We start from the raw sequence: 22,181 nt of genomic DNA, 5'->3' as shown, positions 1-22,181 counted from the left end.
GGGCACGCCCGCTCCCACAGGGACCGCATGCTCCTGTGGGGCGGGCGTGCCCGCGAAGAGGCCGGCACGGGCAACCCCTTACCCATTGCCTACACTGTCCCTGATTGCCTCCGATACCTCAAGGAGCCACCATGGACGATTCCAGCCAGGGCAAGCCCCCGACCTTCTGGCAGATGCTGCACAGCATCCTCGCCGCCGCCTTTGGCGTGCAAAGCGGCAAGAACCGCGCCCGCGACTTCACCCACGGCAAGGCCAGCCACTTCATCGCCCTGGGCACGCTGTTCACCCTGGTGTTCATCGCCGTGCTGATCGGCCTGGTGCAACTGGCGCTGCACCTCACGGCCCGCTGAACGCCGCGCAGTAAAACGAAAACGCCTGCGGGATTCCCTCCCGCAGGCGCTGTGGCTGCATCACGGTCTTGAATTTCAAGTCACTGGTGGCTGACCCAATACACGGCAGTGACCACCACCAGGACGATCAGGCAGAGGATCGCCCAGGCATCGACACTGCTGTCAGCTTTGCGGACCTTGGTAGAGTTTCCCATTGCATTGCCTCTTGTAGTGGTTATGGGAATGCACTTCACCACCAGCAGTTAAGACGAGCAATGCCCTTCTCTCAAGCAAGGTCTTTCAATAGTCGACGGGTGACGTCAGAAACGGGTACTGGTAGCTCGGCGGGCGCCCTTCGGCGCTGTAATGCTGAAAATCGACACCGTAGTCGTCCCGTTCCAGCAACTTCAGCCAGCGCTGCGCCTTGGCCTGGTCGATCGACTGCAGCACCGGCAGCGTGTGCTCATGCTTGCCATCCCGATTGACGTCCAGGCCCAGGGCATCGTCGTGCAGCAGCACCATGGCCCAGCCGCCCAATGTGGTATGCCCGCCCATCAGCACGCCCAGGCGGCCATCGATGCGGGCGCGCAAGGCCTCGGGCGAACTGTTGACGGCACCGAACACCACGTCGCGCCCAGGCTGGCGCCCGGTCTCCTCGAACGCCCGCATGGCGCCGAGGGCCATCTGGTCGTTGGCAGCCCACACCAGCCGGGTCTTCGGGTAGCGCAACAGCAGCTGTTGCGCTTGCTCGTAGGCACGCTCGCGGCTCCAGCCGCCATACACCACCTGGCGCAGGCGCACCTGGGGGAAGTCGGCCAGCGCCTGGCGCATGCCCTCCTCACGCAGTTGCGAAGCCGGGGTGGTCTTGACCCCGGCAAAGGCCACCAGGTCGATCGGCTCGTTGTCACGTGGCAGCAAGGCGACCATCTCGTGGAGCATGCGAAAGCCCGCCTGCTGATCGTTGGCGGTCAAGGTACCCAGCACCTGCCCATACTTGCCAGGCTGGGCCTGGATGCTCCTGGCCTGGCTGGCGGTCAGGCCGTTGTTGACCAGGAACAGCTTGACCCCGGTACCCTGGGACAGGCGGATGATCTCCGGCGCCACGTACTGCTCGTTGACCAGCACCAGGTAGTCCGGCCGTTGCGGGCCCTTGAGAACCGCCCGGGCCTGGTTCATCGCCAACGTTGCATCGCGCTCGCTGTACTCCACCCGCAGGGTCATGCCCAGTTCATCGGCAGCGGCCTGCATGAAACGCGAGTAGCTGGTCCAGAACGTCTCGTTCGCGTGGCCAGGATTGAGAAACACCACCGAAGCGGCTTGAGCGGAAGCTGCCAGTGGCAGGCCCAGGCACAAGCTTTGGCAAAGCGCCTTGAGCATGCGGATACACCCGTTGAGACAAACCATCGAGTATAAACCCGTCGCACCCAGGGGTAACAAATGCCAGTCAGTCTCACTTAGTTCGTTTGGTTCTTTTCATATGCAAAAACATCACTTTAGCGCATAAACCCAACCTGCTATCGTTCTCCGGCTCCGAACCGGAGTGCGCGGCCGTGCGCGCGAATAGCTGCATGCAGCCTGAGACAGGACTTTTATGTACGTATACGACGAGTACGATCAGCGGATCATCGAGGACCGCGTCAAGCAGTTCCGTGATCAGACCCGCCGCTACCTGGCCGGTGAGCTGAGCGAAGAAGAATTCCGCCCTCTGCGCCTGCAGAACGGCCTTTACATCCAACGTTTCGCGCCGATGCTGCGTGTCGCCGTGCCGTACGGCCAGCTGAACGCCAAGCAGGTTCGCACCCTGGCCAAGATCGCCCGCGACTACGACAAGGGCTACGCCCACATTTCCACCCGCCAGAACGTGCAGTACAACTGGCCGGCGCTGGAAGACATCCCGGATATCCTCGCCGAGCTGGCCACCGTGCAGATGCACGCGATCCAGACCAGCGGCAACTGCCTGCGCAACACCACCACCGACCAGTTCGCCGGTGTTGCCGCGGATGAAGTCGTCGACCCGCGCCCGTGGTGCGAAATCGTCCGCCAGTGGACCACCTTCCACCCGGAATTCGCCTACCTGCCGCGCAAGTTCAAGATTGCCATCAACGGCTCGAAGGAAGACCGCGCGGCCATCGAAGTGCACGACATCGGCCTGGAGCCGGTGCGCAATGCCGCTGGCGAGCTGGGCTTCCGCGTGCTGGTCGGTGGTGGCCTGGGCCGCACCCCGGTGGTCGGCTCGTTCATCAACGAGTTCCTGCCATGGCAGGACCTGATCAGCTACCTCGACGCCATCCTGCGCGTGTACAACCGTTACGGTCGCCGTGACAACAAGTACAAGGCGCGGATCAAGATTTTGGTCAAGGCACTGACCCCGGAAGTGTTCGCCGAGAAGGTCGAGGCCGAAATGGCTCACCTGCGTGGCGGCAGCACCACCCTGACCGAAGCCGAAGTCCAGCGCGTGTCGCGCCACTTCGTCGACCCGGCGTACCTGGCCCTCGACAACGTCGACTACAGCGCCCAGGACGCCGAGTTCCCTGGCTTCGCCCGCTGGCGCTCGCGCAACACCCGCGCCCACAAGCGCCCTGGCTACGTCTCGGTGACCCTGTCGCTCAAGCCGACCGGCGTTGCCCCTGGCGACCTGACCGACAAGCAGCTGGACGCCGTCGCGGACCTCGCCGAGCGCTACAGCTTCGGCTTCCTGCGGACCTCCCACGAGCAGAACATCATCCTCGCCGACGTCGAGCAGCGCCAGCTGCACGCGTTGTGGATGGAGCTGCGCGAGGGCGGCTTCGCCACGCCGAACATCGGCCTGCTGACCGACATCATCTGCTGCCCGGGTGGTGACTACTGCTCGCTGGCCAACGCCAAGTCGATCCCGATCGCCGAATCCATCCAGCGCCGTTTCGACGACCTGGACTACCTGTTCGACATCGGCGAGATCGACCTGAACATCTCTGGCTGCATGAACGCCTGCGGCCACCACCACGTCGGCCACATCGGCATCCTCGGGGTGGACAAGAAGGGTGAGGAGTTCTACCAGGTATCGCTGGGCGGCAATGCCGCGCGCGACGCGAGCCTGGGCAAGATCCTCGGCCCGTCCTTCGCCCAGGATGACATGGCCGACGTGATCGAGAAGCTGATCGCCGTGTACGTCGAACAACGCACCGAGGAAGAGCGTTTCATCGACACCTACCAGCGTATCGGCATCGACCCCTTCAAGGAACGCGTCTATGCAGCGAATCATTAAGAACAACCAGATCGTCGACGAAACCTGGCACCTGCTGCCCAAGGAAACCTCGATCGACGAGCTGACCAATTGCGACGACTACATCGTCCCGCTGCAGATGTGGCGCGACCATGCCCACCTGCTCAAGGCCCGCGACGGCGGCCTGGGCGTGTGGCTGGACAGCGACCAGGAAGCAGAGGAAATCGGCGAAGACGTGCAGCACTTCCAGGTCATCGCCCTGAACTTCCCGGCCTTCACCGACGGGCGCAACTACTCCAATGCGCGCCTGCTGCGTGACCGCTACGGCTTCAAGGGCGAGCTGCGCGCCATCGGCGACGTGCTGCGTGACCAGCTGTTCTTCATGGCCCGCTGCGGCTTCGACGCGTTCGCCATCCGTGCCGACAAGGACCCGGAAGACGCGCTGCAGAGCCTGAAGGACTTTTCGGTAACCTACCAAGGTGCCACCGACGAGCCGCTGCCGCTGTTCCGCCGCCGCTGATCGTCACCTGCAATACCCGACGGCCCGCCTCTTGGCGGGCCGTTTCGTTTGTGCGCGATACACCCTCAGGTTTCCTGATGGCACGCCGATAGCCTGGATACCCACGAAATCCGCATGGAACGCCGATGATGAACCCGATTGCCGCCCTTCGCACCCTCCCCCTCCAGGCTTCGCCCGCGGCGACAATCCAGATGAACACCGCCAGCCAGGCCCCGGGCACGGTGATGCGCGCCAGCACGCAGGTGGTCCTCGGCCAGCCATCAATCGGCACAGACAGCGACACCTACTCCGCCAAAGGCACCCTTGAGAACACCGCCAGCCGCTACCTCTGGGAAGCACCAGCCGTCGACAAGCTCAGCCAGTACATGGCCAGCGCCGTGCAGTCGGGCTCGACCGGCGCACGTTTCCAGGGCCTGGGGGCGGCGCTGCTGGCGCAACTGGCCGCCAATGGCGGTGAGACCATCGCCCAATCCGGCCTGCTGGTGGATGACGCGTCCGCGCCCAGTGGGCTGATCCTGGGCCTGCAGCAGTCGCGACTGCGCGAATACGCCAGCAACAGTGTCACGTTGAACCTCACCACCGCCTCCGGTGCCAACATTACCCTGGGCCTGTACAGCAGCGAGCAAGGCCTGGCCGTGGATGCGCAGGTGAAGGGCGGCACGCTCAGTGCCAAGGAACTCGATGGCCTGGCGGCGCTGGCCAGCAGCTTCCAGTCGGCCATCAACGGCCTGACCCAGGAACCGCCGAGCCTGCAGCTGGGGGCATTGGTCAAGCTCGACCCGAGCCTGTTCACCGGGCTGCAACTCGACGCGAAGCTGGTCACCAGCGGCGGCGAACAGCAAACCTTCGCACTGCGCCTGGACGACCAGACCCGCAGCCTGAAATTGCAGGGCCCCGGTGGTGAGGTAAAGATGAACTTCGACACCCAGGCCGGCGCGTTGCTGGGCAGCCAGGCCATGCGCCAGGCGGCAGTGGCCAATTACCTGACGCAGTTCGACGCCGCGCAACAACGCGGTCACGGCGACGAACAACTGATGGGGCTGTTCAAGGACGCCTTCAGCCAGCTCAACAGTGTCGATGACAACCGCTCCCGCACCGCCGGTGCGGCAACGGCCCTGAACAGCAACAGCCGCCTGCTGCTCAGTGGCCTGGCCGACTTCAACGCATCGGTCAGTCAGACCACGCAGCAACCCAATCCGCTAAAGCCGCAAGAGGCAGACAACTTCAGCTACCAGGTTTCACAGTCGACCCAGATAAAGGGTGGCACCAACCTGACCGTGGAGCAGCAGCAACAGGCCAAGCTGAGCGCCGCCTGGCATGAAGGTTTCAATCCCCTGGTAGCCCTGCAGCTGACCCGCGACAGCGAATCGCAGAACTACCGATACCACGAGGTCGACGACCAGTCGAACAGCACTACCCGCCAGGGCTTCAGCAATGGCGTGCTGACCGATGCCAGTGCAACGCAACAGGCGAGCCAGAAAGAACGGGTTCGCACCTACCAGAAAGGTATCGAGCTCACCGACCTCAGCAACAATGCCTCCAACAGCAAGGAGCGCGATCTGCTGGGCATTCTTGACGCACTGTTGCGCCAGGACCGTGAGGCACAGCGCGTCGGCGCGCAATCCACGCTGGAACAACAAGTACTGGGGCTCAGCCAGCTGTGGTTGCTGCAATCCAGTCCGTCACTGATCAGTGGCTGATCGTACCGCCTTGCCATATTCGCATGAGCCCATGGGTAATTCGTGACTTCAAGTCAAATGACCTTGGCCCTGCCCCACCTTAATCAAACACCCTGAAACCCGCACACTGCTCCCCATTCGAATCGAGCGAACCCGAGCGACCAGGCTCGGTTCGGTTCACCTCTCACTCACCAGGAGCAGATCCATGAGCATTCCATCCTTCGGCCTCGGCACCTTCCGCCTGACCGGCCAAGCCGTCATCGAATCGGTCAAGTCGGCATTGGAACTGGGCTACCGGGTCATCGACACCGCGCAGGTCTACAAGAACGAAGCCGACGTCGGCCAGGCCATCGCCGAGAGCGGCGTGCCGCGTAGCGAGCTGTTCATCACCACCAAGATCTGGGTTGATCACTACGCCGCCGACAAGCTGATCCCCAGCCTGCGCGACAGCCTGCAGAAACTGCGCACCGACTACGTCGACCTGCTGCTGATCCACTGGCCGGCCCCTGGCAACGGCGTCGAACTGGCCGAATACATGGCGGCCCTGGCCGAAGCCAAGGCGCTGGGCCTGACCCGTCAGATCGGCGTGTCCAACTTCAACATTGAACTGACCCGCCAGGCCATCGACGTGGTCGGCAAAGGCCAGATCGCCACCAACCAGATCGAGCTCAGCCCTTACCTGCAGAACACCAAGCTGACTGCGTTTCTCAAGGAACAGGGCATCACCGTCACCTCGTACATGACCCTGGCCTACGGCAAGGTCCTGAAAGACCCGGTACTGGCCGAGATCGCCAACAAGCACAAGGCAACCGTCGCCCAGGTCGCCCTGGCCTGGGCCATGCAGCAGGGTTACGCAGTGATCCCGTCATCGACCAAGCGTGAGAACCTGGCCAGCAACCTGCTCGCCCGTGAGCTGCGCCTGGACGACGAGGACATGGCACGCATAGCCACCCTCGAGCGCAATGGCCGCGAAGTCAGCCCTGAAGGCCTGGCGCCAATCTGGGACTGATGCCATACCCCCTCGAATGCCTGTCGGGCGACGGTGCGCTGCTGGCTTTGGCCAACGGCACCTGCCCGAAGGCCTGAAATCACAGCGTGCGTACCGCCGCGATTCCGTGAACCCCACTGACGCAGACCATCCGATGAGCACCGTCTCCCCCTTGCCGGCCTTCGCAGGCCGCAGTTTCCAGGTCGAATACCCCGGCCTGGCCGCGCACAACAGCTACTCCGACGACGGCCGCCACGTGCGCTATGCCATCGTCTCCGGCCCCCATGCCGGCGCCAGTGGCGCCGCCGAGTGCCAATGGCGGCAGATCGCCAACGGGGTCTACGTGATCTCCTGGCAGGAAGCCGATGGCGCCACCGTGGTGCATGTCGATGACTTCAGCAACGGCCGCTCGCAGGCCTTCTTCACCACCAGCGACCTGAGCTTCCACCGCCTGGAAGGGCCACTGACCGAGCTCGACACCCAGGAGCCTGCCCAATGAAACCCGGACGCGTCCTGCTTGCCCTGGCCATCGGAGCTTTTGGCATCGGCACCACTGAATTCACACCGATGGGCCTGCTGCCAGTCATCGCCCAGGGTGTCGACGTGAGCATTCCCAGCGCGGGCATGCTGATTACCGCCTATGCCATCGGCGTGATGGTCGGCGCGCCGATCATGACCTTGCTGTTCAGCCGCTTCGGCAAACGCGCGGCGCTGATGGCGCTGATGGCGATCTTCACCCTGGGCAACCTGCTCTCGGCGTTGTCACCGGACTATTACACCCTGCTCGCCTCGCGCCTGGTCACCAGCCTCAACCATGGCGCGTTCTTCGGCCTTGGCGCGGTGGTGGCCGCCAGCGTCGTGCCCAAGGAAAAACAAGCCAGCGCCGTGGCGACCATGTTCATGGGCCTGACCATCGCCAACATCGGCGGGGTGCCGGCGGCCACCTGGGTTGGCCAGCAAGTCGGCTGGCGCATGGCCTTTGCCGGCACGGCGGTGCTCGGCCTGCTGGCCATGGCCGCGCTGTGGTATGCCCTGCCCAAGGGTGAACGCGGCAGCGTGCCCCATGTGCGCAAGGAACTGGCAGTGATCGCCCGGCCCAGCGTGCTGCTGGCGATGGCCACCACGGTGCTGGGGGCTGGCGCCATGTTCACCCTGTATACCTACGTGGCGCCTGTGCTGGCGGAACTGACCGGCGCCTCGGACAGTTTCGTCACCCTTGGCCTGGTGCTGATCGGCGTTGGCTTCACCTTGGGCAACAGCCTGGGTGGCCGCCTGGCCGACTGGTCGCTGGATGGCTCGGCGCGGATCTTCCTCGGCGTTCTGGCAGTGATCATGCTGCTGATGCCACTGGTCCTGGGCAGCCCTGTCGGCGCCGCCATCGCCTTGCTGGTGTGGGGCATGTTCACCTTCGCCGTGGTGCCGCCGCTGCAGATGCGGGTGATGACCGCCGCCATCGAGGCACCTGGGCTGGCGTCGTCGATCAACGTCGGTGCGTTCAACCTGGGTAACGCCGTGGGCGCCGCCCTGGGCGGCGCGGTGATCAGCCTGAACCTCGGTTACGCCGCGGTACCGATGGCCGGTGGCGTACTGGCAGCTGCCGGGTTGCTGCTGGTGTGGCTGGGTGGGCGCAACAAGGCCGCCGACAAATCCCTGGGCACCGCCTGACGAGACAGCTCAGAACCGCAACCCCACGTTGATCATCCCCGCAGCCCCGCCCAGCACCACGAACTCGGCCCCCACCGGCCCCCAGTGCACGCCGAACGACGGGATGATCACCGGCGCGATGCCGAAATGGTTCAACGGAATCTTGTCGTCATACTCGCCCTTGTAGCCCTCGATCAATCCGCCGCTCAGCTTGGCATACACCGGATAGCGCTCGTGCTCCCAGACCTTGCCCACGTAGGCGTAGTACGACCGCTGGGAGAACGAGTTCTTGAAGGTTGCCGCGCCCCACAGCAAGCCGTCGGTGTAGATACGCTCGATGCCGACCAATTCCTGGTGGTTGTTGTGCTCCGGGTCGTGGGTCCAGTGCTTGGTATAGGCGCTGGTCTGAACGTACCAATAGTCCCCTTCTCGCTCGCCTTCTTCGGCATTAGCGGCCAGACTCACTGCCAGCAGCCCGATCGCTGCAATTGACATCCTGTTCATGCTCGATGCCTCGCTGGACAATCCAGTGACACTAGCCGCGCCAGGTCGATCGCGCCATAGATATGGATCAGGGAGGAGTGATGACGATTCGCCGTTTGCTGGTGGCCGTGGTACTCGTGGTACTGGCCTTGCTGATCGCTGCGCTGTTCGCCTTCCGTATCACCGCAATTGCCGACTTCCAGCTCGAGCCGTGGCACACCTATGTACCTGACGAGATGCCGGTCAGTGACATCGAGCGTGCCAGCTGGGGCGATTACCTCGCGGCCGAACAGCGTGTGTTCAATGCGCTCAACCGGCACATGCGCGAACACCCGCCCAGCGCGGGGCAGTCCGCCTACAACCGCTTCGCCACCAGCAGCCGGGTGTTCCCAGGCAATCTCAGCCATGACTGGAACCGTTCCTATGTTGCCGAACCCACGCAGGCCGCCAAGGGTGCGGTGGTGTTGCTGCATGGCCTGACCGACTCGCCGTACAGCCTGCGCCATTTCGCCCGGCACTTTCAGGACCTGGGCTATGTGGTGGTCGCCCCCCGCCTGCCCGGGCATGGCACCGTCCCGGCCGGCCTCACCGCTGCCCACTGGGAAGACTGGATGGCCACCACCCGCCTGGCCGTGCGCGAAGCGACCCGCCGCGCGCCCGCTGGTACCCCGCTGTACATCGTCGGTTTCTCCAATGGCGGCGCCCTGGCCGTCAAGTACAGCCTCGACGCGCTGCAAGACCCGCGCCTGGCCAAGCCAGCCCACCTGGTGCTGATCTCACCCATGATCGGCGTCAGTCGCTTTGCCCGCTTTGCCGGCATCGCCGGGCTGCCGGCACTATTCCCCGCATTTGCCAAGGCTGCCTGGTTGAGCGTGCTGCCCGAATTCAACCCGTTCAAGTACAACTCGTTTCCGATCAATGCCGCCCGCCAGTCGTACGAGCTGACGGAGGCCGTGCGCCAGCATCTGCTGGCCGAAACCCGAGAACCGCAACGCTTGGCCCTGCTACCGCCGGTTCTCACCTACCAATCGCTGGTCGATGGCACGGTCAGCACCGAAGCTGTCCAGACCGACCTGTACGACCACCTGCCCGCCAATGGCAGCGAACTGGTGATCTTCGACACCAACGCTTCGCTGGGTATCGATGAAATGCTCAGACCGTCGGTGGCGGCCCTGCGCGACAGGATGTTCACTCCCCAGCCCCGCGCCTATGCACGCACCCTGATTGCCACGCGCGGTCCCGGCAATGCGCAGCTCAGGTCGTCGCGCTTTGCCGCCCAGGCGAGCAAGGCCGACGAGCGCCTGATCGACGCGAGCTATCCGGCCAGCCTGATCTCGCTGTCCCATGTGGCGCTGCCCTTCCCCCTCGATGATCCGCTGTATGGGCAACAGCCGAGTGGCCAGGAGAACTACGGGGTGAACCTGGGCAGCTTGAACATGCGCGGGGAACGTGGAGCGCTGATCGTGGACGCGGGGAGTTTTTCGAGGGCGACTTCGAATCCGTTTTTCAGGGTGATGATGGAGGGGGTGGATAAGGAATTGCGTTTGCGCTGAAGGCCCGGCTTGATACTTTCTGCGCCTGGGAGATCGAGCGCAGCTCGCGATGCGCCGCGCGGGCGGCGCTTGATCTCATAGGCGCCGTAAGACTCAAGACATGCACTTGAAGCTACGCTGACTGTTCCACCAAACGCAACAATGAAATGCCAAGCGCACGGATTCTCGGGAGCGCCAGCGAGTACTACGCTACTCCCTGCCAACCAATGCCGAGGAGCCACCCGATGTCCCGCCCACCACTGCCTCCCTTCACCCACGAAACCGCCATCCAGAAGGTCCGCCTCGCCGAGGACGGCTGGAACAGCCGCGACCCGGCCAAAGTGGCACTGGCCTACACCGTCGATACCGCCTGGCGCAACCGCGTCGAATTCCCCCGTGGCCGCGCGGAGGTCGAGGCGTTTCTGACCCGCAAGTGGAACCACGAACTGGAATACCGCCTGATCAAGGAACTGTGGGCCTTCGCCGGCAACCGCATCGCCGTGCGCTATGCCTACGAATACCACGACGACAGCGGTCAGTGGTTCCGCGCCTATGGCAACGAGAACTGGGAATTCGCCGATGATGGCCTGATGCAGAACCGCTTCTCCAGCATCAATGAGCACCCTATCACTGAAGCAGAGCGCAAGTTCCGCTGGCCGCTCGGTCGGCGCCCGGACGACCACCCGGGCCTGAGCGAGCTGGGCCTCTGATCAGCCCACCGGCAAGCAGACCTTGACCTCCAGCCCGCCGCCCGGGCGGTTGGCCAGGGTCACGCTGCCGCCCTGCTCCAGCACGATGGCGCGCACCGCCGGCAAGCCAAGCCCGACGCCACCGGTGTCGCGATTGCGCGAACCTTCGATGCGGAAAAAGGGCGCGAAAACGCGCTCCTGCAATTCCGGCGCGATACCCGGCCCGCGATCCAGCACCCTGATTTCCAGGTGCTCGGCAGTGACCGCCAGCCGCATCTCAGGTGCCAGGCCATACTTGACCGCGTTATCGACCAGGTTCACCAGCACCCGCTTGATACCCACCGGCCGCCCGACATAGACGCAGCGCCGTGGCGCATCGAGCGCGACCTTGATACCCGCGTCCTTGAAGTCTTCCACCACCGTTTGCAGCATCTCGGCCAGGTCGAACGCCGTGGTCTGCTCAAGCCGCGCATCGTCACGAAAGAACTCCAGCGCGGCATCGACCATGGCCTGCATTTCGTCGACATCCTTGAACAGCCTGGCCTGCAGGTCGCCGTCCTCGATGAACTCGCCGCGCAGGCGCATGCGTGTCAATGGCGCACGCAGGTCGTGGGAAATCGCCGCCAGCATCTGGGTACGGTCATTCACGAAGTGCTTGAGCTGCGCCTGGGTGGCATTGAAGGCAAGAATGGCCTGACGCAGGTCATGGGGGCCGACCACCGGGATCGGCGGGGCATTGAAGTCCTTGCCGAAGCGTCGCGCGCCCTCGGCGAAACGCTCGAGCGGGCGGGCCAGGTAGCGTGTGGCGAACAGCGCGACCAGCAGGCTGGAGGCAAGCATCAAGGCAAGGATGATCAGGTTGCGCGGCAGTTCGTCCAGGCCCCAGCTGCGGTCCGTGGCGCGGTACAGCACCCAGCTCCTGTCACTCAGCTCGATCATCAGGGCATAGCCGCGCGCCGGTGCATATTCCGGCAGATCGGACGGCTCGAAGGCCTGGATGCGCGCGTCAGGCCGTTTCAGCAAGGCACGCAGGGTTGGCGCGCCCTTGCGGAATTCGGCATCGACCAGCACCGGCACACCCGCTTCGTCATGGCTGCGCAACCATTGCACGGTGTAGGAACTGTCCCCCGCCGCGCTGGCGAGGCGGGTCCGCTGCGTGACCGGCGCGGCATCAAGAATGCGGGTCACCGCAGCGACCTTCTCGATCACCCCGCTTTCCAGCAACGGCGGCTGTGCCCACACGCTCAGCAACAGGCTGAACAGCCCTTTGAGCAGCAACAGGATGAGCATCGCCGTCAGCGTGGTCAGGGCTATCCAGCGGGCGATGGTGATGGTGATCCGCGGCCGCGGCAGGGCTGTGCGCAGCCTGGCAAATACGCTCATCGCTTGACCACGGTGGCAGTGAACAGGTAGCCGGCATTGCGCAAGGTGCGGATCAGCGGTTCAGCGCCTGCGTCGCCCTCCAGCTTGCGTCGCAGCCGGCTGACTTGCACATCGATGCTGCGGTCGTAGGCTTCATAGGATTCACCCCGTGCCAGGTCGAGCAATTGCTGGCGGCTGAGCACCCGCCGCGGATGCTCGGCAAATACCAGCAGCAGTTCGAATTCTCCGTTGGACAGCGGAATCATGACCTGCTCAGGGGAGCGCAGTTCACGCCGCAGCACATCCAGTTGCCAGCCGGAAAACTCCAGCACCGTGCACGGGCTACCGGCCACGCCGCCTGCCGCTTCGCTCACCCGGCGCAATACCGCGCGCACCCGCGCCAGCAGTTCGCGGGCGGCAAAAGGCTTGGTCAGGTAATCGTCGGCGCCCAGCTCCAGGCCAACCACGCGATCGCTCAGTTCGGCCATGGCGGTGAGCATGATCACCGCCACCTTGTGCTCGGCACGCAGGCGCTGGCACAGCACCAGGCCACTGTCGCCCGGCAGCATCACATCGAGAATCACCAGGTCAGGCACCCGCCGTTCCAGGGCTTGCCACAGCCCTTTGCCATCGCGGGCCACATCGACCTCATAGCCATGCTGGCGCAGAAACTTCTGCAGCAGGTCGAGTACTTCAACATCATCGTCAACAATCAGCAAATGGCTCACACACAGGTACCGCGAACAAAGGCAATTACGGCGTACTGTAAGGCCATCTCCGGGCTGCCGTCATATATTTCAACCCGGAAACAAAGTGTCAGGCGCGAGACAATCCGGACATTCCCAGGCAATCAAACCCACGCAGCATCGGCGCCACTTCTTCACAGGAATGTGCCTATGCCTACTCATTCTGCTGCCCGGTCATCTGCCCGCAACACGGTCCTGGCCTTGTCGCTGCTTGCCGCCAGCGGCTGCAGCCAGCGCCCGCCGGCCAGTGCCTGCGGCCCAGTCGCCTACCAGCTCAGCGACCCGGCCGAGCCCGCCAACCGTGCCGTGTTCGCGTTCAACCGCAGCGTCGACGACTACCTGCTGGCGCCGGTCGCCCGTGGCTATACCGCGTTGCCGACTTACGCCCAGCAAGGGGTGCACAACTTTGCCGCCAACTTCGGCGAGCCCAAGGTGTTCGTCAACGACCTGCTGCAAGGCAACGGCGAACGGGCGATGACCAGCCTGAGCCGCTTCATCTTCAACACCACCCTCGGTGTGGCGGGCCTGATCGATGTCTCCGGCAAGATGGGGCTTGCCCGCCATGAGTCGGACTTCGGCCAGACCTTCGGCGTGTGGAATATCGCCGATGGCCCGATCGTCGAGCTGCCGCTGCTGGGCACGCACAACTTGCGCGATGCGACTGGCCGGGTCTTGAGCATGGCGCTGGACCCGTTCGGCGACAACAGCGACACCGTCGAGACCCTGGGCACCGTGGCCATGGCCGGTGGCGTGGTGGATGGCCGGGCACAGGCGTTGCCGCTGACCGACAAACTGCGCACTCAGCCGGACTACTACCAGGCCCTGCGCGACTACACCGCGCAGCAGCGTGCCAACCGGGTTGCCGAGGGCAAGCTCGGCGCACCCGGCAAGCGCCCGGACCAGTGCCAGGGAGGCAATACCAGTGAGTGATGCCGTTTCACTGTTCCGCCGTGTGGAATGCGGGGCCGAGCAGCCTGTGCTGTTGCACGAGCTTGAAGCCCGCGTCTCGGCGGATGGGCGCGAACTGATCGTCAGCCGTTATCGGGAACGTTACGGCAGTGGCGGCGATACCCAGCGTCACGAAGTGCATCGCCGCGTACCGATCGCCACCTTGCTCAAGTGGATGGCCAGAGAAGGCACCACACCCCAGCCATCCTGATGACAGTGCTCAGTGCGTCATCTTGCTCACGGCGGCCACCAGTATCGGGCCTAGTTCGGCATCGGTCATCGCCGGGCTGACCTGCATGTGCGCCAGGTCGCTCCAGTCCATTGTCCACTGCAACACCGGCTGCAGGTCATTGCTTTCAACCACGGCAAAGCCCTGCAATTCGCCAACCGCATGCCAACGGCCATGGACCTTCAGTTCGGCAGGCGGCAGGCCGCCGGTCTTGGCGAAGCGGGCCATGACCGCGTTACGGTTTTCCGGGGCAATGCTCCATTGAATGATGAAAAGCATGTGGCACCTCCCAGTTGCTCGGCACCTGAGCCAGACACCCACCCCCGGGGCGCCGGGGCCTGGAGCGGGTGAATGCGCCATGTTTAGGCATAGCAGGATGAACCACCGATTGCCTGGCTGATTGTCGGAATCTGTAGCGGCCTCTTCCCGGGCAAGCCCGCTCCCACAGGGATCGAGCAGCACCTGTGCAGGCAACTGTCTTGCTCAGCCGCCGAAGACTGGCGCAATCCTTGTAGCCTGGCCGATTGAATGTCCGAATCGCGACAGTGAGTGCCTGTTCGGCGTGAGACAGGCATTGCCCGGCTGGATAACCTCCGTCGGGCAATGCCTTGCCATCACTCGAAAAAGAGCCTCGCCCATGACCACGCCTGCCGCCACCTTGGCCCCACCCGCCAGCGCTGTCGACCAACCCCAGGGTTTCCTGGTCCGCATTGTCGGCGCCGCTGCCTTCGCCCACTTGCTCAACGATCTGATCCAGGCCGTGCTGCCGTCGATCTACCCGATGCTCAAAAGCGACTTCTCGCTGAGTTTCGCCCAGATCGGCTGGATCGCCCTGATCTACCAGGTCACCGCCTCGCTGCTGCAGCCGTGGGTCGGCATGTACACCGACAAGCGCCCCATGCCGTACCTGCTGCCCACCGGCATGCTGTTCACCCTGGTCGGCATCGCCCTGCTCGCCTTCGCCGACAGTTACGAGATGCTGCTGTGCGCCGCTGCCGTGGTGGGTATCGGTTCAGCGACCTTCCACCCGGAAGCCTCGCGGGTAGCGCGCATGGCGTCCGGCGGGCGCTTCGGCACCGCCCAGTCGACCTTCCAGGTCGGCGGCAACACCGGCTCGGCGATCGGCCCGCTGCTGACCGCCGCCATCGTCATCCCTCACGGCCAGCCGGCCATCGCCTGGTTCATGCTCGCGGCCGGCCTGGCCATCTTCGTGCTGCTGCGCGTCACCGGCTGGACCCTGCGCCACGGCCAGACCCAGCTCAAAGGCCTGGCCGGGCAACAGGCGCCCGGGCTGTCGAAAGGTGCCATATGGCGTGCCGTGGGCGTGATCGCCGTGCTGATGTTCGCCAAGTTCGTCTACATCGCGTCGTTCACCAACTACTTCACCTTCTACCTGATCGAGCACTTCGGCCTGAGCGTGCAGCAAAGCCAGCTGTACCTGTTCGTGTTCCTCGCCGCCGTGGCCATGGGCACCTTTGCCGGCGGGCCAGTGGGTGACCGCATCGGGCGCAAGGCGGTGATCTGGGTCTCCTTCCTCGGCGTGGCCCCGTTCGCCCTCGCCCTGCCCTACGCCAACCTGGCCTGGACCGCCGTGCTGGCGGTGGCCATCGGCCTGGTGATGTCATCGGCTTTCGCCGCGCTGGTGGTGTACGCCCAGGAGGCAGTGCCTGGCCGCGTCGGCATGGTGTCGGGGGTGATGTTCGGCCTGATGTTCGGCATCAGCGGCATCGGTGCGGCGGGCCTTGGCGAGCTGGCCGACCTGCATGGCATCGAGTGGGTGTATCAGGTGATTTCGTTCCTGCCGCTGCTCGGCCTGGCCACCGCACTGCTGCCGGCGACCCGTTCGAAGGCGCAGCCTACCCGCTGCTGCTAAGATGCGGCGCTTGCCGGACTGCACGAGCACATCATGGTCAAACCCCAGCACGAATTGCTGATGGAGGTCGATGAATGGCCTTGGGAGGTGGGCAGCCGGGCAACCGACTACCCGCCGGACTGGTACATCGCCCCCCATTCGCATGCCAAGCACCAGCTGATCTACGCCATCAAGGGCCTGATGCTGGTCGAGTCCGAGGCCGAGCGCTGGACGGTGCCACCCAGCCGCGGCATCTGGATGCCCTGCGGCCAGGTGCATGCCATTCGCTGCGTCGGCGATGTGAAGATGCGCAGCGTGTTCGTGCGCCCCGATGCGGCCGCTGGCCTGCCGCAACAGAGCAAGGCCATCAGCATCTCGCCCCTGCTCAGTGAGTTGATCAAGGCGTCGGTCGGCTTCACAGGGCCGTTTGTCGAGGACTCGCGTGAGGCGCGAATCATGCGCCTGATCCTCGATGAGATCTGCGTGCTGCCGACGCTGCCGCTGAAGCTGCTGCACCCCAAAGACGCGCGGCTGCGGGCCATCTGCTCGGCCCTGCACGAGCGGCCACACGACACTTCGACCGTGGCCGACTGGGGCGCGCACCTGGGCGTCGACGAGAAGACCATCCAGCGCCTGTTCCGCAAGGAAACCGGCATGACCTTCGGCCAATGGCGCCAGCAGGCGCGGCTGATGCAGGCGCTGGAGCGCATCGCCCTGGGCCAGCGCATCATCGATGTGGCGGGCACGCTGGGCTATGAAAGCCCCAGTGCGTTCGCCAGCATGTTCAAGCGCCAGTTCGGCATCACCCCCAGCCAGTTCTTCAAATGACCTGAACATTGCTACATAACGTTTCAGCCACCGGTGAAATCAACGTGGCTGCGCTGCCCCTGCGCGTGAACCGGGTGCCGCCCTGCAATCCGCAGCAAATCCGGGCATCCGGCGGGGCATTTGATGCACATGAGTTGAAACAACTAGCGGGGCGATTTGTAGGACGTTTCACTCGAGCCATGTAGGCAGAATCGCGGTATCTGCCTTTTCCTGTATGAAACCTCAGTTTCCGCAGGATTTTTGGGCTGCTACGGTCCGTTTTTCCTACAACGGCACGGACGCCAATGGCACGAGAGAAACATGGATCAATACAATAAATCTGGCCTGGCCTTGCAGAAGAACTTGCTCAACCTGCGCCGGCAGCGGGACCGTTTGAAAGCCGAAGGCAAGCACAAAGAGGCAGAGCGACTGGCGCGTGACATTGCGCGGATAGAAGCGGTAATCGCCGCATTGCCGGCTCAGGCCAAACCGCCGACGCTGCAGTAGAAAGGCAAGCGCCCCGTCAGCGCGGGGCGCGGTTTGCACAGGGCCTTGCGGGCTTGGCCCGGTCGTTCAGACAGCCGCCTTGCTGTGCACAGCCTTGGTCCCCGCCCCCAGGCAAGTCACGGCGAAGGCAATTACCAACGCCCCGGTACCCAGCAGGAAAATCAGTTGCTGGTTGGAGCCCTCCACCAGCAGGGCAATCAGTGCCGGGGTCACCGCTGCCGCGCCCATCAGGGTAATGCTGACCAGCGGCGTGAGCTTGCCAGTCGGGTCGTTGGTGGTGATCAGCGCCATGTAGTACGACAACGACAGCACCCAGCCAAAGTTGATCAGCAGCAGTGCGACGAACAACTGCAGCGGCGTACGGGTGTGGCCGGTGAGCATGGCAATGGAGATGAACACCGCCACCAGCCCCACCGCGATCATCAGCTGGCGGTTGACCCGCGCGCCCAGCAGGCTCGGCAGCCCGGCCCCGGGCAAGCCACCGATGGCCGACAGGCCGAACGCCCAGCCGATATCGACACCTTCTATGCCCTGGTCACGCGCCAGCTGGTCGATGAAGCCCCACACGCAATAGATGGCGATCTGCATGAACAGCATGCCCAGCAGCGCCGTGCGCCCCGTGCGCGCCGAGCCACCCTGGGCCGACGAGCCTTCGCCGCTGGCCAGCGACAGCGCCGGGCGACGCGGCAGCACCAGGCTGGCAGCACAGATCAGCAAGTACCACAAACCAAACGCACACAACGCGGTCACCGTCCCGCTCTGTGCGGCAAGCAACGGCAGCGCTGCGGAGAACAGCGAGTACTCCGGCGTCTGCAGCAGCAGCATCAGGCCGAACGAACGGTCCTGGTTGGGCAACCGGCCCAGCGTCGACACCGCATAGGCATACACCAGCCCTGCACAGGTGCCGGCCGCCAGACGCACCACCAGCAACATCGTGTTGCTGCTGGCAAAAGCCGTGGCCACGCTCAGGGCCACGCACAGCGCACCGACGAACAGGCACAGGCTGCGCCCACCGTGGCGCTTCATCAGGATCGGGCACAGCAAGGTGCCCAGGGTCATGCCGATCATCTCGACCGACACCACCCAGCCCTGCTGGTCGAGAGACAGGCTCAGTTGCTCGGTGACCAACCCCATGAAAATGGGTTGCACACCACAGACGATGAATGAAGTACAGGCAATGAAAATCAAGGCGGCACGCAGCAGCTTGGAATCATTGGTCATGGCAGGACTCCGACACGGCATTTGTTTTTATTGTGGGTGTTGACCTGCGCCGAAAGCCCCGTAGCAGGCGGCTGGGCGGGTCACGAGGGCCATCCTGGGCCGAGATTGATGGCTTTGAAAGTTAATTATCGGAATCGACTTCAGTGGGCTTTTTAATACAGGCCCACTGCCCTGGCTGTATCAAGAAACGCACTGTGGTCGATCCTGATAATTAATTTGTGAGGGGGCGGGATCCTCCCTACCGTATGACGCTACCCAAGCCTCGGAAAAAAAGGCCCCCTCATGAACGACCGTGAGTTCATCAATGCCATCGACGCCGATGGCCAGCCCCTGAACATCGCCGTACACAACGGCCGCATCAGCCACATCGGCCCACAACGCGCCAGCATCGCAGCCGGCGAAACCATCGACCTCGAAGGCCTGCTGGTGCTACCCGGCTTCGTAGACGGCCACATCCACCTGGACAAGAGCTTTGTCGGCGACCGCTGGCGCCCGCACCAGCCGGTCGCCAGCCTGCGCGAGCGGCTGGCGGTGGAAAAACGCGAACTCGCCAGCGCCCCGCCGATCGTCGAGCGTGCCGATGCGCTGATCCGCCAGGCCGCCTCGTTCGGTACCCTGGCCATGCGCTGCCATGTCGACGTCGATGCCACCACCGGCCTGACCAACCTGCGCGCCATCCTCGAAGCCCGGGACACGTGGAAAGACCTGATCGACATCGAGCTGGTGGCCTTCCCGCAGGCCGGCGTGGTGACCTGCCCCGGCACCGCCGAAGTACTGGAAGCCGCCGTGCGTGAGGGCGTGCAGGTGGTCGGCGGCATCGACCCGAGCACCTTGGACGGCGACGCCGAAGCTCAGCTGGACATCGTATTCGGCATTGCCGAGCGGCATGGCGTGAAGGTCGACATCCACCTGCACGAACCCGGCGACACCTGCATCGCCCAGCTCGAGCGCATCGCCGCCCGCACCCAGGCGCTGGGCATGCAAGGCCTGGTGGCGGTCAGCCACGCCTATGGCCTGGGCGACGTCAGCGACGCGGTGGTCGATCGCAGCGCTGAAGTGCTGGCCCGTGCCGGCGTATCGATCATGACCAACGCCCCCGGCGAACACGCCTTCCCACCGGTGCTGCGCCTGCGCGCCGGCGGCGTGCGGGTGTTCACGGGCAACGACAACATTCAGGACGCCTGGTGGCCGTATGGCAACGGCGACATGCTGCAACGGGCGATGCTGGTCAGCTACCGCTCGGGCTTCAATACCGACGAGGAGCTGCGGGTAGCGCTGGAGATGGCGACCGTGGCCGGTGCCGGGGTGATGGGCAAGCAGGATTACGGGTTGAAGGTGGGCAACGAAGCCAGCTTCGTGCTGTTCAGGGCGCCAAATTCGGCGGCGGCGGTGGCAGCGGCCATCCATGAGCGGGTGATCGTACGCCATGGTGCGTTCTGGGGCGGGCCTGCGCAGTTGCAGTTGAAGGCTGCGCAATTTTCAGCCGAATTGCGTCGATAGGGAGCTACTTGGGGCCGCTTTGCGGCCCATCGCCGGCAAGCGCGGCTCCTACACAGGATCGCGCCAGCTGGAAGTCCCGATCACTTGCACGATCCCTGTATGAGCCGCGCTTGCCGGCGATGGGCTGCAAAGCATCCCCCTCTCACTCAGCTTCGGCGCGCAGGATGCCGATCAGAATCTCGGCCAGCTCCTTGACCATCGGGTCTGCCGTGGGCCGATGAAAGATCGCCGCCTCGAACACCCGAATCGGCTTGAACCCCTCTTGCGCCCCCAGCACCCGATGCCCAGGTGTCACCACCCGCGACGGCAACAGGCTCACACCCAGGCCATTGGCCACCGCCGCCTGGATACCCGCCAGGCTCGAACTGGTGAAGCCGATGCGCCAACTGCGGCCCATGGCCTCGACCGCGCTGATCATGTCATCGCGGTACAAACCACGTGGCGGAAAGGTCACCAGCGGGATCGGGTCCTGGGCAAAGCTCGGGTACTGTGCGCTGTCGATCCACTCGATACGCTCCGGTTGGCAGGCATTGGCCTCGCGGCTGTGGCGGCGCTGCTTGACCAGCACCAGGTCCAGCTCGCCGCGGTCATAGGTGCTCATCAGGTCACGGCTCAGGCCCCCGGTGATCTCCAGCTTGACCGTCGGGTTGAGCCGGTTGAACGCGGCCAGCGCCTGCATCGTCTTGCCCGCGACAAAGTCATCCGGCAGGCCGATGCGCACCGTGACCGAAACCCCGCCGGACATCGCTTCGCTCAGCTGGTTGCTGACCGCCAGCAGGTGCCGGGCATAGCGCAACAGGGTTTCTCCCGCATCGGTCGGGTGCACCTCACGGTTGCTGCGGTCGAGCAACTGGTGGCCGACCATTTCCTCCAGCCGGCGCACCTTCTGGCTGACCGTGGACTGGGTGGAATGCAGGCGTGCGGCGGCGGTGGTGAAGCTGCCACAGTCGGCCACCATGACCACGGCGCGGAGCATGTCCAGGTCGTAGATGGCGCGGTTGGGTTTGGTGCTGTCGGTCATTGGCGAGGGTCGGCTTTCGAGTGGGGCTGGGTGCATGATGCCTGAAGCTGCGCCACTGAGAAGCGCTTATTGACGTGCGTTGTCACGGCGCAAGCCCAGTGAAGTAGACTTGGGCCTTTCCTTGCCCCTCCCCGGAGTCCTGATGAACAAACTGATCCTGCCTGTAGCCATTTTCGTGAGCGTGATCCTCGCGGGGAAACTGGCCGAGCATTTTGGTCTGGAGGGCAGCTGGAAAATCGGCGTGCTGTGCCTGGTGGCAGCCTGCGTGCAGATCGCGGTCAACCGTATCCAGCGGTCACGGCAGCACAAAGCCCAGCGCTAAGGCTGCACAGGCAAGCGCTCAGCGGATGTGCTTGAGCTTTTCGAGCATGGCGGCGCTGCCTTTGAGGTAGCCAGTAACCTCGCCGTCCTCCCTTTTGAACTTGATGCCCATCACTTTGTTATCCAGTTTGACCAGTTCGACCGATGCCCGGATGACTTCATGGGGATGAGTGACTGTCGCGGGGGCCTTGCCGTTCTGGGTGGAGACTTCGCTGACGGTTTGCTCGAACACATTGCGTTCAGCGTCATACGACCATGACGACTGCTGTACGATTTTTTGCATCGAGTTCTTGTCACTGACGATCAGAAAGTCGGTTGCTGAACCGTCTGCCTTGAGCAGCAACAGCGCCAACGCTTGTGAGGTGCCGTCATCGGCGTTGGAATACCAGAGGCCGTACAGGTCACTTTTCTGGTAGTTGGCAGTGGTGACTGCCGTTTCGCCGGGCGGCTTTCCTGAGCCCGTTGTGGAGCAGGCCGTGAGCACCAGTGAGGCCAGCAGTGCGATTGCTACGGTGATGTACTTTCTCATTTTGTTCCTGATGGCAGCGTTGCGGTTTGGCTATGCGACGGTGTGTCGACGGTGGCCTACGTGCGCGGACGA

24 protein-coding genes are annotated in these 22,181 nt (G+C 64.1%); 16 read left to right on the top strand and 8 right to left on the bottom strand.

Features of this window, described 5'->3' with window-relative positions:
• Positions 1-131 precede the first annotated feature (131 nt).
• The gene (locus tag CAF78_RS04510; protein ID WP_012271636.1) at positions 132-350 is read left to right on the top strand and encodes a DUF2970 domain-containing protein; all 219 of its coding nucleotides are present in this window, start codon (positions 132-134) and stop codon (positions 348-350) included.
• 279 nt (positions 351-629) lie between these two features.
• On the opposite strand, the gene CAF78_RS04505 is transcribed toward CAF78_RS04510, so the two are convergent.
• Positions 630-1,706 (bottom strand): ABC transporter substrate-binding protein, encoded by a 1,077-nt coding sequence (locus CAF78_RS04505; RefSeq protein WP_085674303.1) that lies wholly within the window; start codon positions 1,704-1,706, stop codon positions 630-632.
• A 214-nt stretch (positions 1,707-1,920) separates the two neighbouring features.
• Here CAF78_RS04505 and CAF78_RS04500 point away from each other — a divergent pair, with 214 nt between their 5' ends.
• The 6 genes from CAF78_RS04500 (at position 1,921) to CAF78_RS04475 (ending at position 8,383) form a co-directional block, all read left to right on the top strand.
• Complete coding sequence (locus tag CAF78_RS04500; RefSeq protein ID WP_085674305.1) at positions 1,921-3,573, top strand: nitrite/sulfite reductase; 1,653 nt, start codon at positions 1,921-1,923, stop codon at positions 3,571-3,573.
• Positions 3,557-4,051 carry a DUF934 domain-containing protein gene (locus CAF78_RS04495; protein WP_085674307.1) on the top strand — a complete coding sequence of 165 codons (495 nt, stop codon included), beginning with the start codon at positions 3,557-3,559 and terminating at the stop codon, positions 4,049-4,051. The genes CAF78_RS04500 and CAF78_RS04495 overlap by 17 nt, the downstream gene beginning before the upstream one ends.
• A gap of 191 nt (positions 4,052-4,242) precedes the next feature.
• Positions 4,243-5,751, top strand: a complete 1,509-nt coding sequence (locus tag CAF78_RS04490) for a hypothetical protein (RefSeq protein WP_256573837.1) — start codon at positions 4,243-4,245, stop codon at positions 5,749-5,751.
• A 184-nt stretch (positions 5,752-5,935) separates the two neighbouring features.
• Positions 5,936-6,739, top strand: coding sequence for a 2,5-didehydrogluconate reductase DkgB (gene dkgB, locus CAF78_RS04485; RefSeq protein ID WP_085674309.1), 804 nt, complete (start codon positions 5,936-5,938; stop codon positions 6,737-6,739).
• 133 nt (positions 6,740-6,872) lie between these two features.
• Entirely contained in the window at positions 6,873-7,217 is a 345-nt protein-coding gene (locus tag CAF78_RS04480; protein ID WP_085674311.1) for an adenylate cyclase, read from the top strand.
• Positions 7,214-8,383 carry an MFS transporter gene (locus tag CAF78_RS04475; protein WP_085674313.1) on the top strand — a complete coding sequence of 390 codons (1,170 nt, stop codon included), beginning with the start codon at positions 7,214-7,216 and terminating at the stop codon, positions 8,381-8,383. The genes CAF78_RS04480 and CAF78_RS04475 overlap by 4 nt, the downstream gene beginning before the upstream one ends.
• Before the next feature lie 9 nt (positions 8,384-8,392).
• Here CAF78_RS04475 and CAF78_RS04470 read toward each other — a convergent pair whose 3' ends face one another.
• A complete protein-coding gene (locus CAF78_RS04470; RefSeq protein ID WP_143515014.1) occupies positions 8,393-8,866 on the bottom strand; it encodes a sn-glycerol-3-phosphate transporter in 474 nt (157 codons plus the stop codon).
• A gap of 80 nt (positions 8,867-8,946) precedes the next feature.
• On the opposite strand from CAF78_RS04470, the gene CAF78_RS04465 reads away from it, so the two are divergent.
• Together CAF78_RS04465 and CAF78_RS04460 are read left to right on the top strand one after the other, a co-directional pair.
• Positions 8,947-10,398: a carboxylesterase gene (locus tag CAF78_RS04465; protein WP_085674317.1), complete on the top strand. Its 1,452-nt coding sequence runs from the start codon at positions 8,947-8,949 to the stop codon at positions 10,396-10,398.
• Positions 10,399-10,622: 224 nt separating this feature from the next.
• The gene (locus CAF78_RS04460; protein ID WP_085674319.1) at positions 10,623-11,087 is read left to right on the top strand and encodes a nuclear transport factor 2 family protein; all 465 of its coding nucleotides are present in this window, start codon (positions 10,623-10,625) and stop codon (positions 11,085-11,087) included.
• Here the strand turns inward: CAF78_RS04460 and CAF78_RS04455 are convergent, their stop codons facing one another.
• Both CAF78_RS04455 and CAF78_RS04450 read right to left on the bottom strand, forming a co-directional pair.
• A complete protein-coding gene (locus CAF78_RS04455; RefSeq protein WP_085674321.1) occupies positions 11,088-12,449 on the bottom strand; it encodes an ATP-binding protein in 1,362 nt (453 codons plus the stop codon).
• The gene (locus CAF78_RS04450) at positions 12,446-13,156 is read right to left on the bottom strand and encodes a response regulator (protein ID WP_085674323.1); all 711 of its coding nucleotides are present in this window, start codon (positions 13,154-13,156) and stop codon (positions 12,446-12,448) included. Before CAF78_RS04450 ends, CAF78_RS04455 begins: the two co-directional genes overlap by 4 nt.
• Before the next feature lie 168 nt (positions 13,157-13,324).
• Between CAF78_RS04450 and CAF78_RS04445 the strand changes: the two genes are divergently transcribed.
• Positions 13,325-14,104 carry a VacJ family lipoprotein gene (locus CAF78_RS04445; RefSeq protein WP_085674325.1) on the top strand — a complete coding sequence of 260 codons (780 nt, stop codon included), beginning with the start codon at positions 13,325-13,327 and terminating at the stop codon, positions 14,102-14,104.
• Positions 14,097-14,333 (top strand): hypothetical protein, encoded by a 237-nt coding sequence (locus CAF78_RS04440; RefSeq protein WP_085674327.1) that lies wholly within the window; start codon positions 14,097-14,099, stop codon positions 14,331-14,333. The genes CAF78_RS04445 and CAF78_RS04440 overlap by 8 nt, the downstream gene beginning before the upstream one ends.
• Before the next feature lie 9 nt (positions 14,334-14,342).
• Here CAF78_RS04440 and CAF78_RS04435 read toward each other — a convergent pair whose 3' ends face one another.
• A complete protein-coding gene (locus CAF78_RS04435) occupies positions 14,343-14,630 on the bottom strand; it encodes a DUF3303 domain-containing protein (protein ID WP_085674329.1) in 288 nt (95 codons plus the stop codon).
• A 358-nt stretch (positions 14,631-14,988) separates the two neighbouring features.
• On the opposite strand from CAF78_RS04435, the gene CAF78_RS04430 reads away from it, so the two are divergent.
• The 3 genes from CAF78_RS04430 (at position 14,989) to CAF78_RS04420 (ending at position 17,517) form a co-directional block, all read left to right on the top strand.
• Entirely contained in the window at positions 14,989-16,224 is a 1,236-nt protein-coding gene (locus CAF78_RS04430; protein WP_085674332.1) for an MFS transporter, read from the top strand.
• Between the two features lie 33 nt (positions 16,225-16,257).
• Positions 16,258-17,031, top strand: coding sequence for a helix-turn-helix transcriptional regulator (locus tag CAF78_RS04425; RefSeq protein ID WP_085674334.1), 774 nt, complete (start codon positions 16,258-16,260; stop codon positions 17,029-17,031).
• Positions 17,032-17,331: 300 nt separating this feature from the next.
• A complete protein-coding gene (locus CAF78_RS04420; RefSeq protein WP_085674336.1) occupies positions 17,332-17,517 on the top strand; it encodes a hypothetical protein in 186 nt (61 codons plus the stop codon).
• A 66-nt stretch (positions 17,518-17,583) separates the two neighbouring features.
• Here the strand turns inward: CAF78_RS04420 and CAF78_RS04415 are convergent, their stop codons facing one another.
• Positions 17,584-18,738, bottom strand: coding sequence for an MFS transporter (locus CAF78_RS04415; protein ID WP_085674338.1), 1,155 nt, complete (start codon positions 18,736-18,738; stop codon positions 17,584-17,586).
• 282 nt (positions 18,739-19,020) lie between these two features.
• On the opposite strand from CAF78_RS04415, the gene CAF78_RS04410 reads away from it, so the two are divergent.
• Positions 19,021-20,238 carry an amidohydrolase family protein gene (locus CAF78_RS04410; RefSeq protein WP_085674340.1) on the top strand — a complete coding sequence of 406 codons (1,218 nt, stop codon included), beginning with the start codon at positions 19,021-19,023 and terminating at the stop codon, positions 20,236-20,238.
• A 142-nt stretch (positions 20,239-20,380) separates the two neighbouring features.
• Here CAF78_RS04410 and CAF78_RS04405 read toward each other — a convergent pair whose 3' ends face one another.
• A complete protein-coding gene (locus CAF78_RS04405; RefSeq protein WP_085674342.1) occupies positions 20,381-21,259 on the bottom strand; it encodes a LysR substrate-binding domain-containing protein in 879 nt (292 codons plus the stop codon).
• Positions 21,260-21,401: 142 nt separating this feature from the next.
• Here CAF78_RS04405 and CAF78_RS04400 point away from each other — a divergent pair, with 142 nt between their 5' ends.
• Positions 21,402-21,581, top strand: coding sequence for a hypothetical protein (locus CAF78_RS04400; RefSeq protein ID WP_085674344.1), 180 nt, complete (start codon positions 21,402-21,404; stop codon positions 21,579-21,581).
• 18 nt (positions 21,582-21,599) lie between these two features.
• Here CAF78_RS04400 and CAF78_RS04395 read toward each other — a convergent pair whose 3' ends face one another.
• A complete protein-coding gene (locus tag CAF78_RS04395) occupies positions 21,600-22,109 on the bottom strand; it encodes a hypothetical protein (RefSeq protein WP_085674346.1) in 510 nt (169 codons plus the stop codon).
• Between the last annotated feature and the right edge of the window lie 72 nt (positions 22,110-22,181).

The sequence above is a fragment of the Pseudomonas sp. R28(2017) genome (assembly GCF_002112505.1).
Classification (GTDB): Bacteria; Pseudomonadota; Gammaproteobacteria; order Pseudomonadales; family Pseudomonadaceae; genus Aquipseudomonas.
The sequence above is the reverse complement of the archived record's forward strand: the minus strand, read 5'-3'. Positions and strand labels throughout refer to the sequence as shown.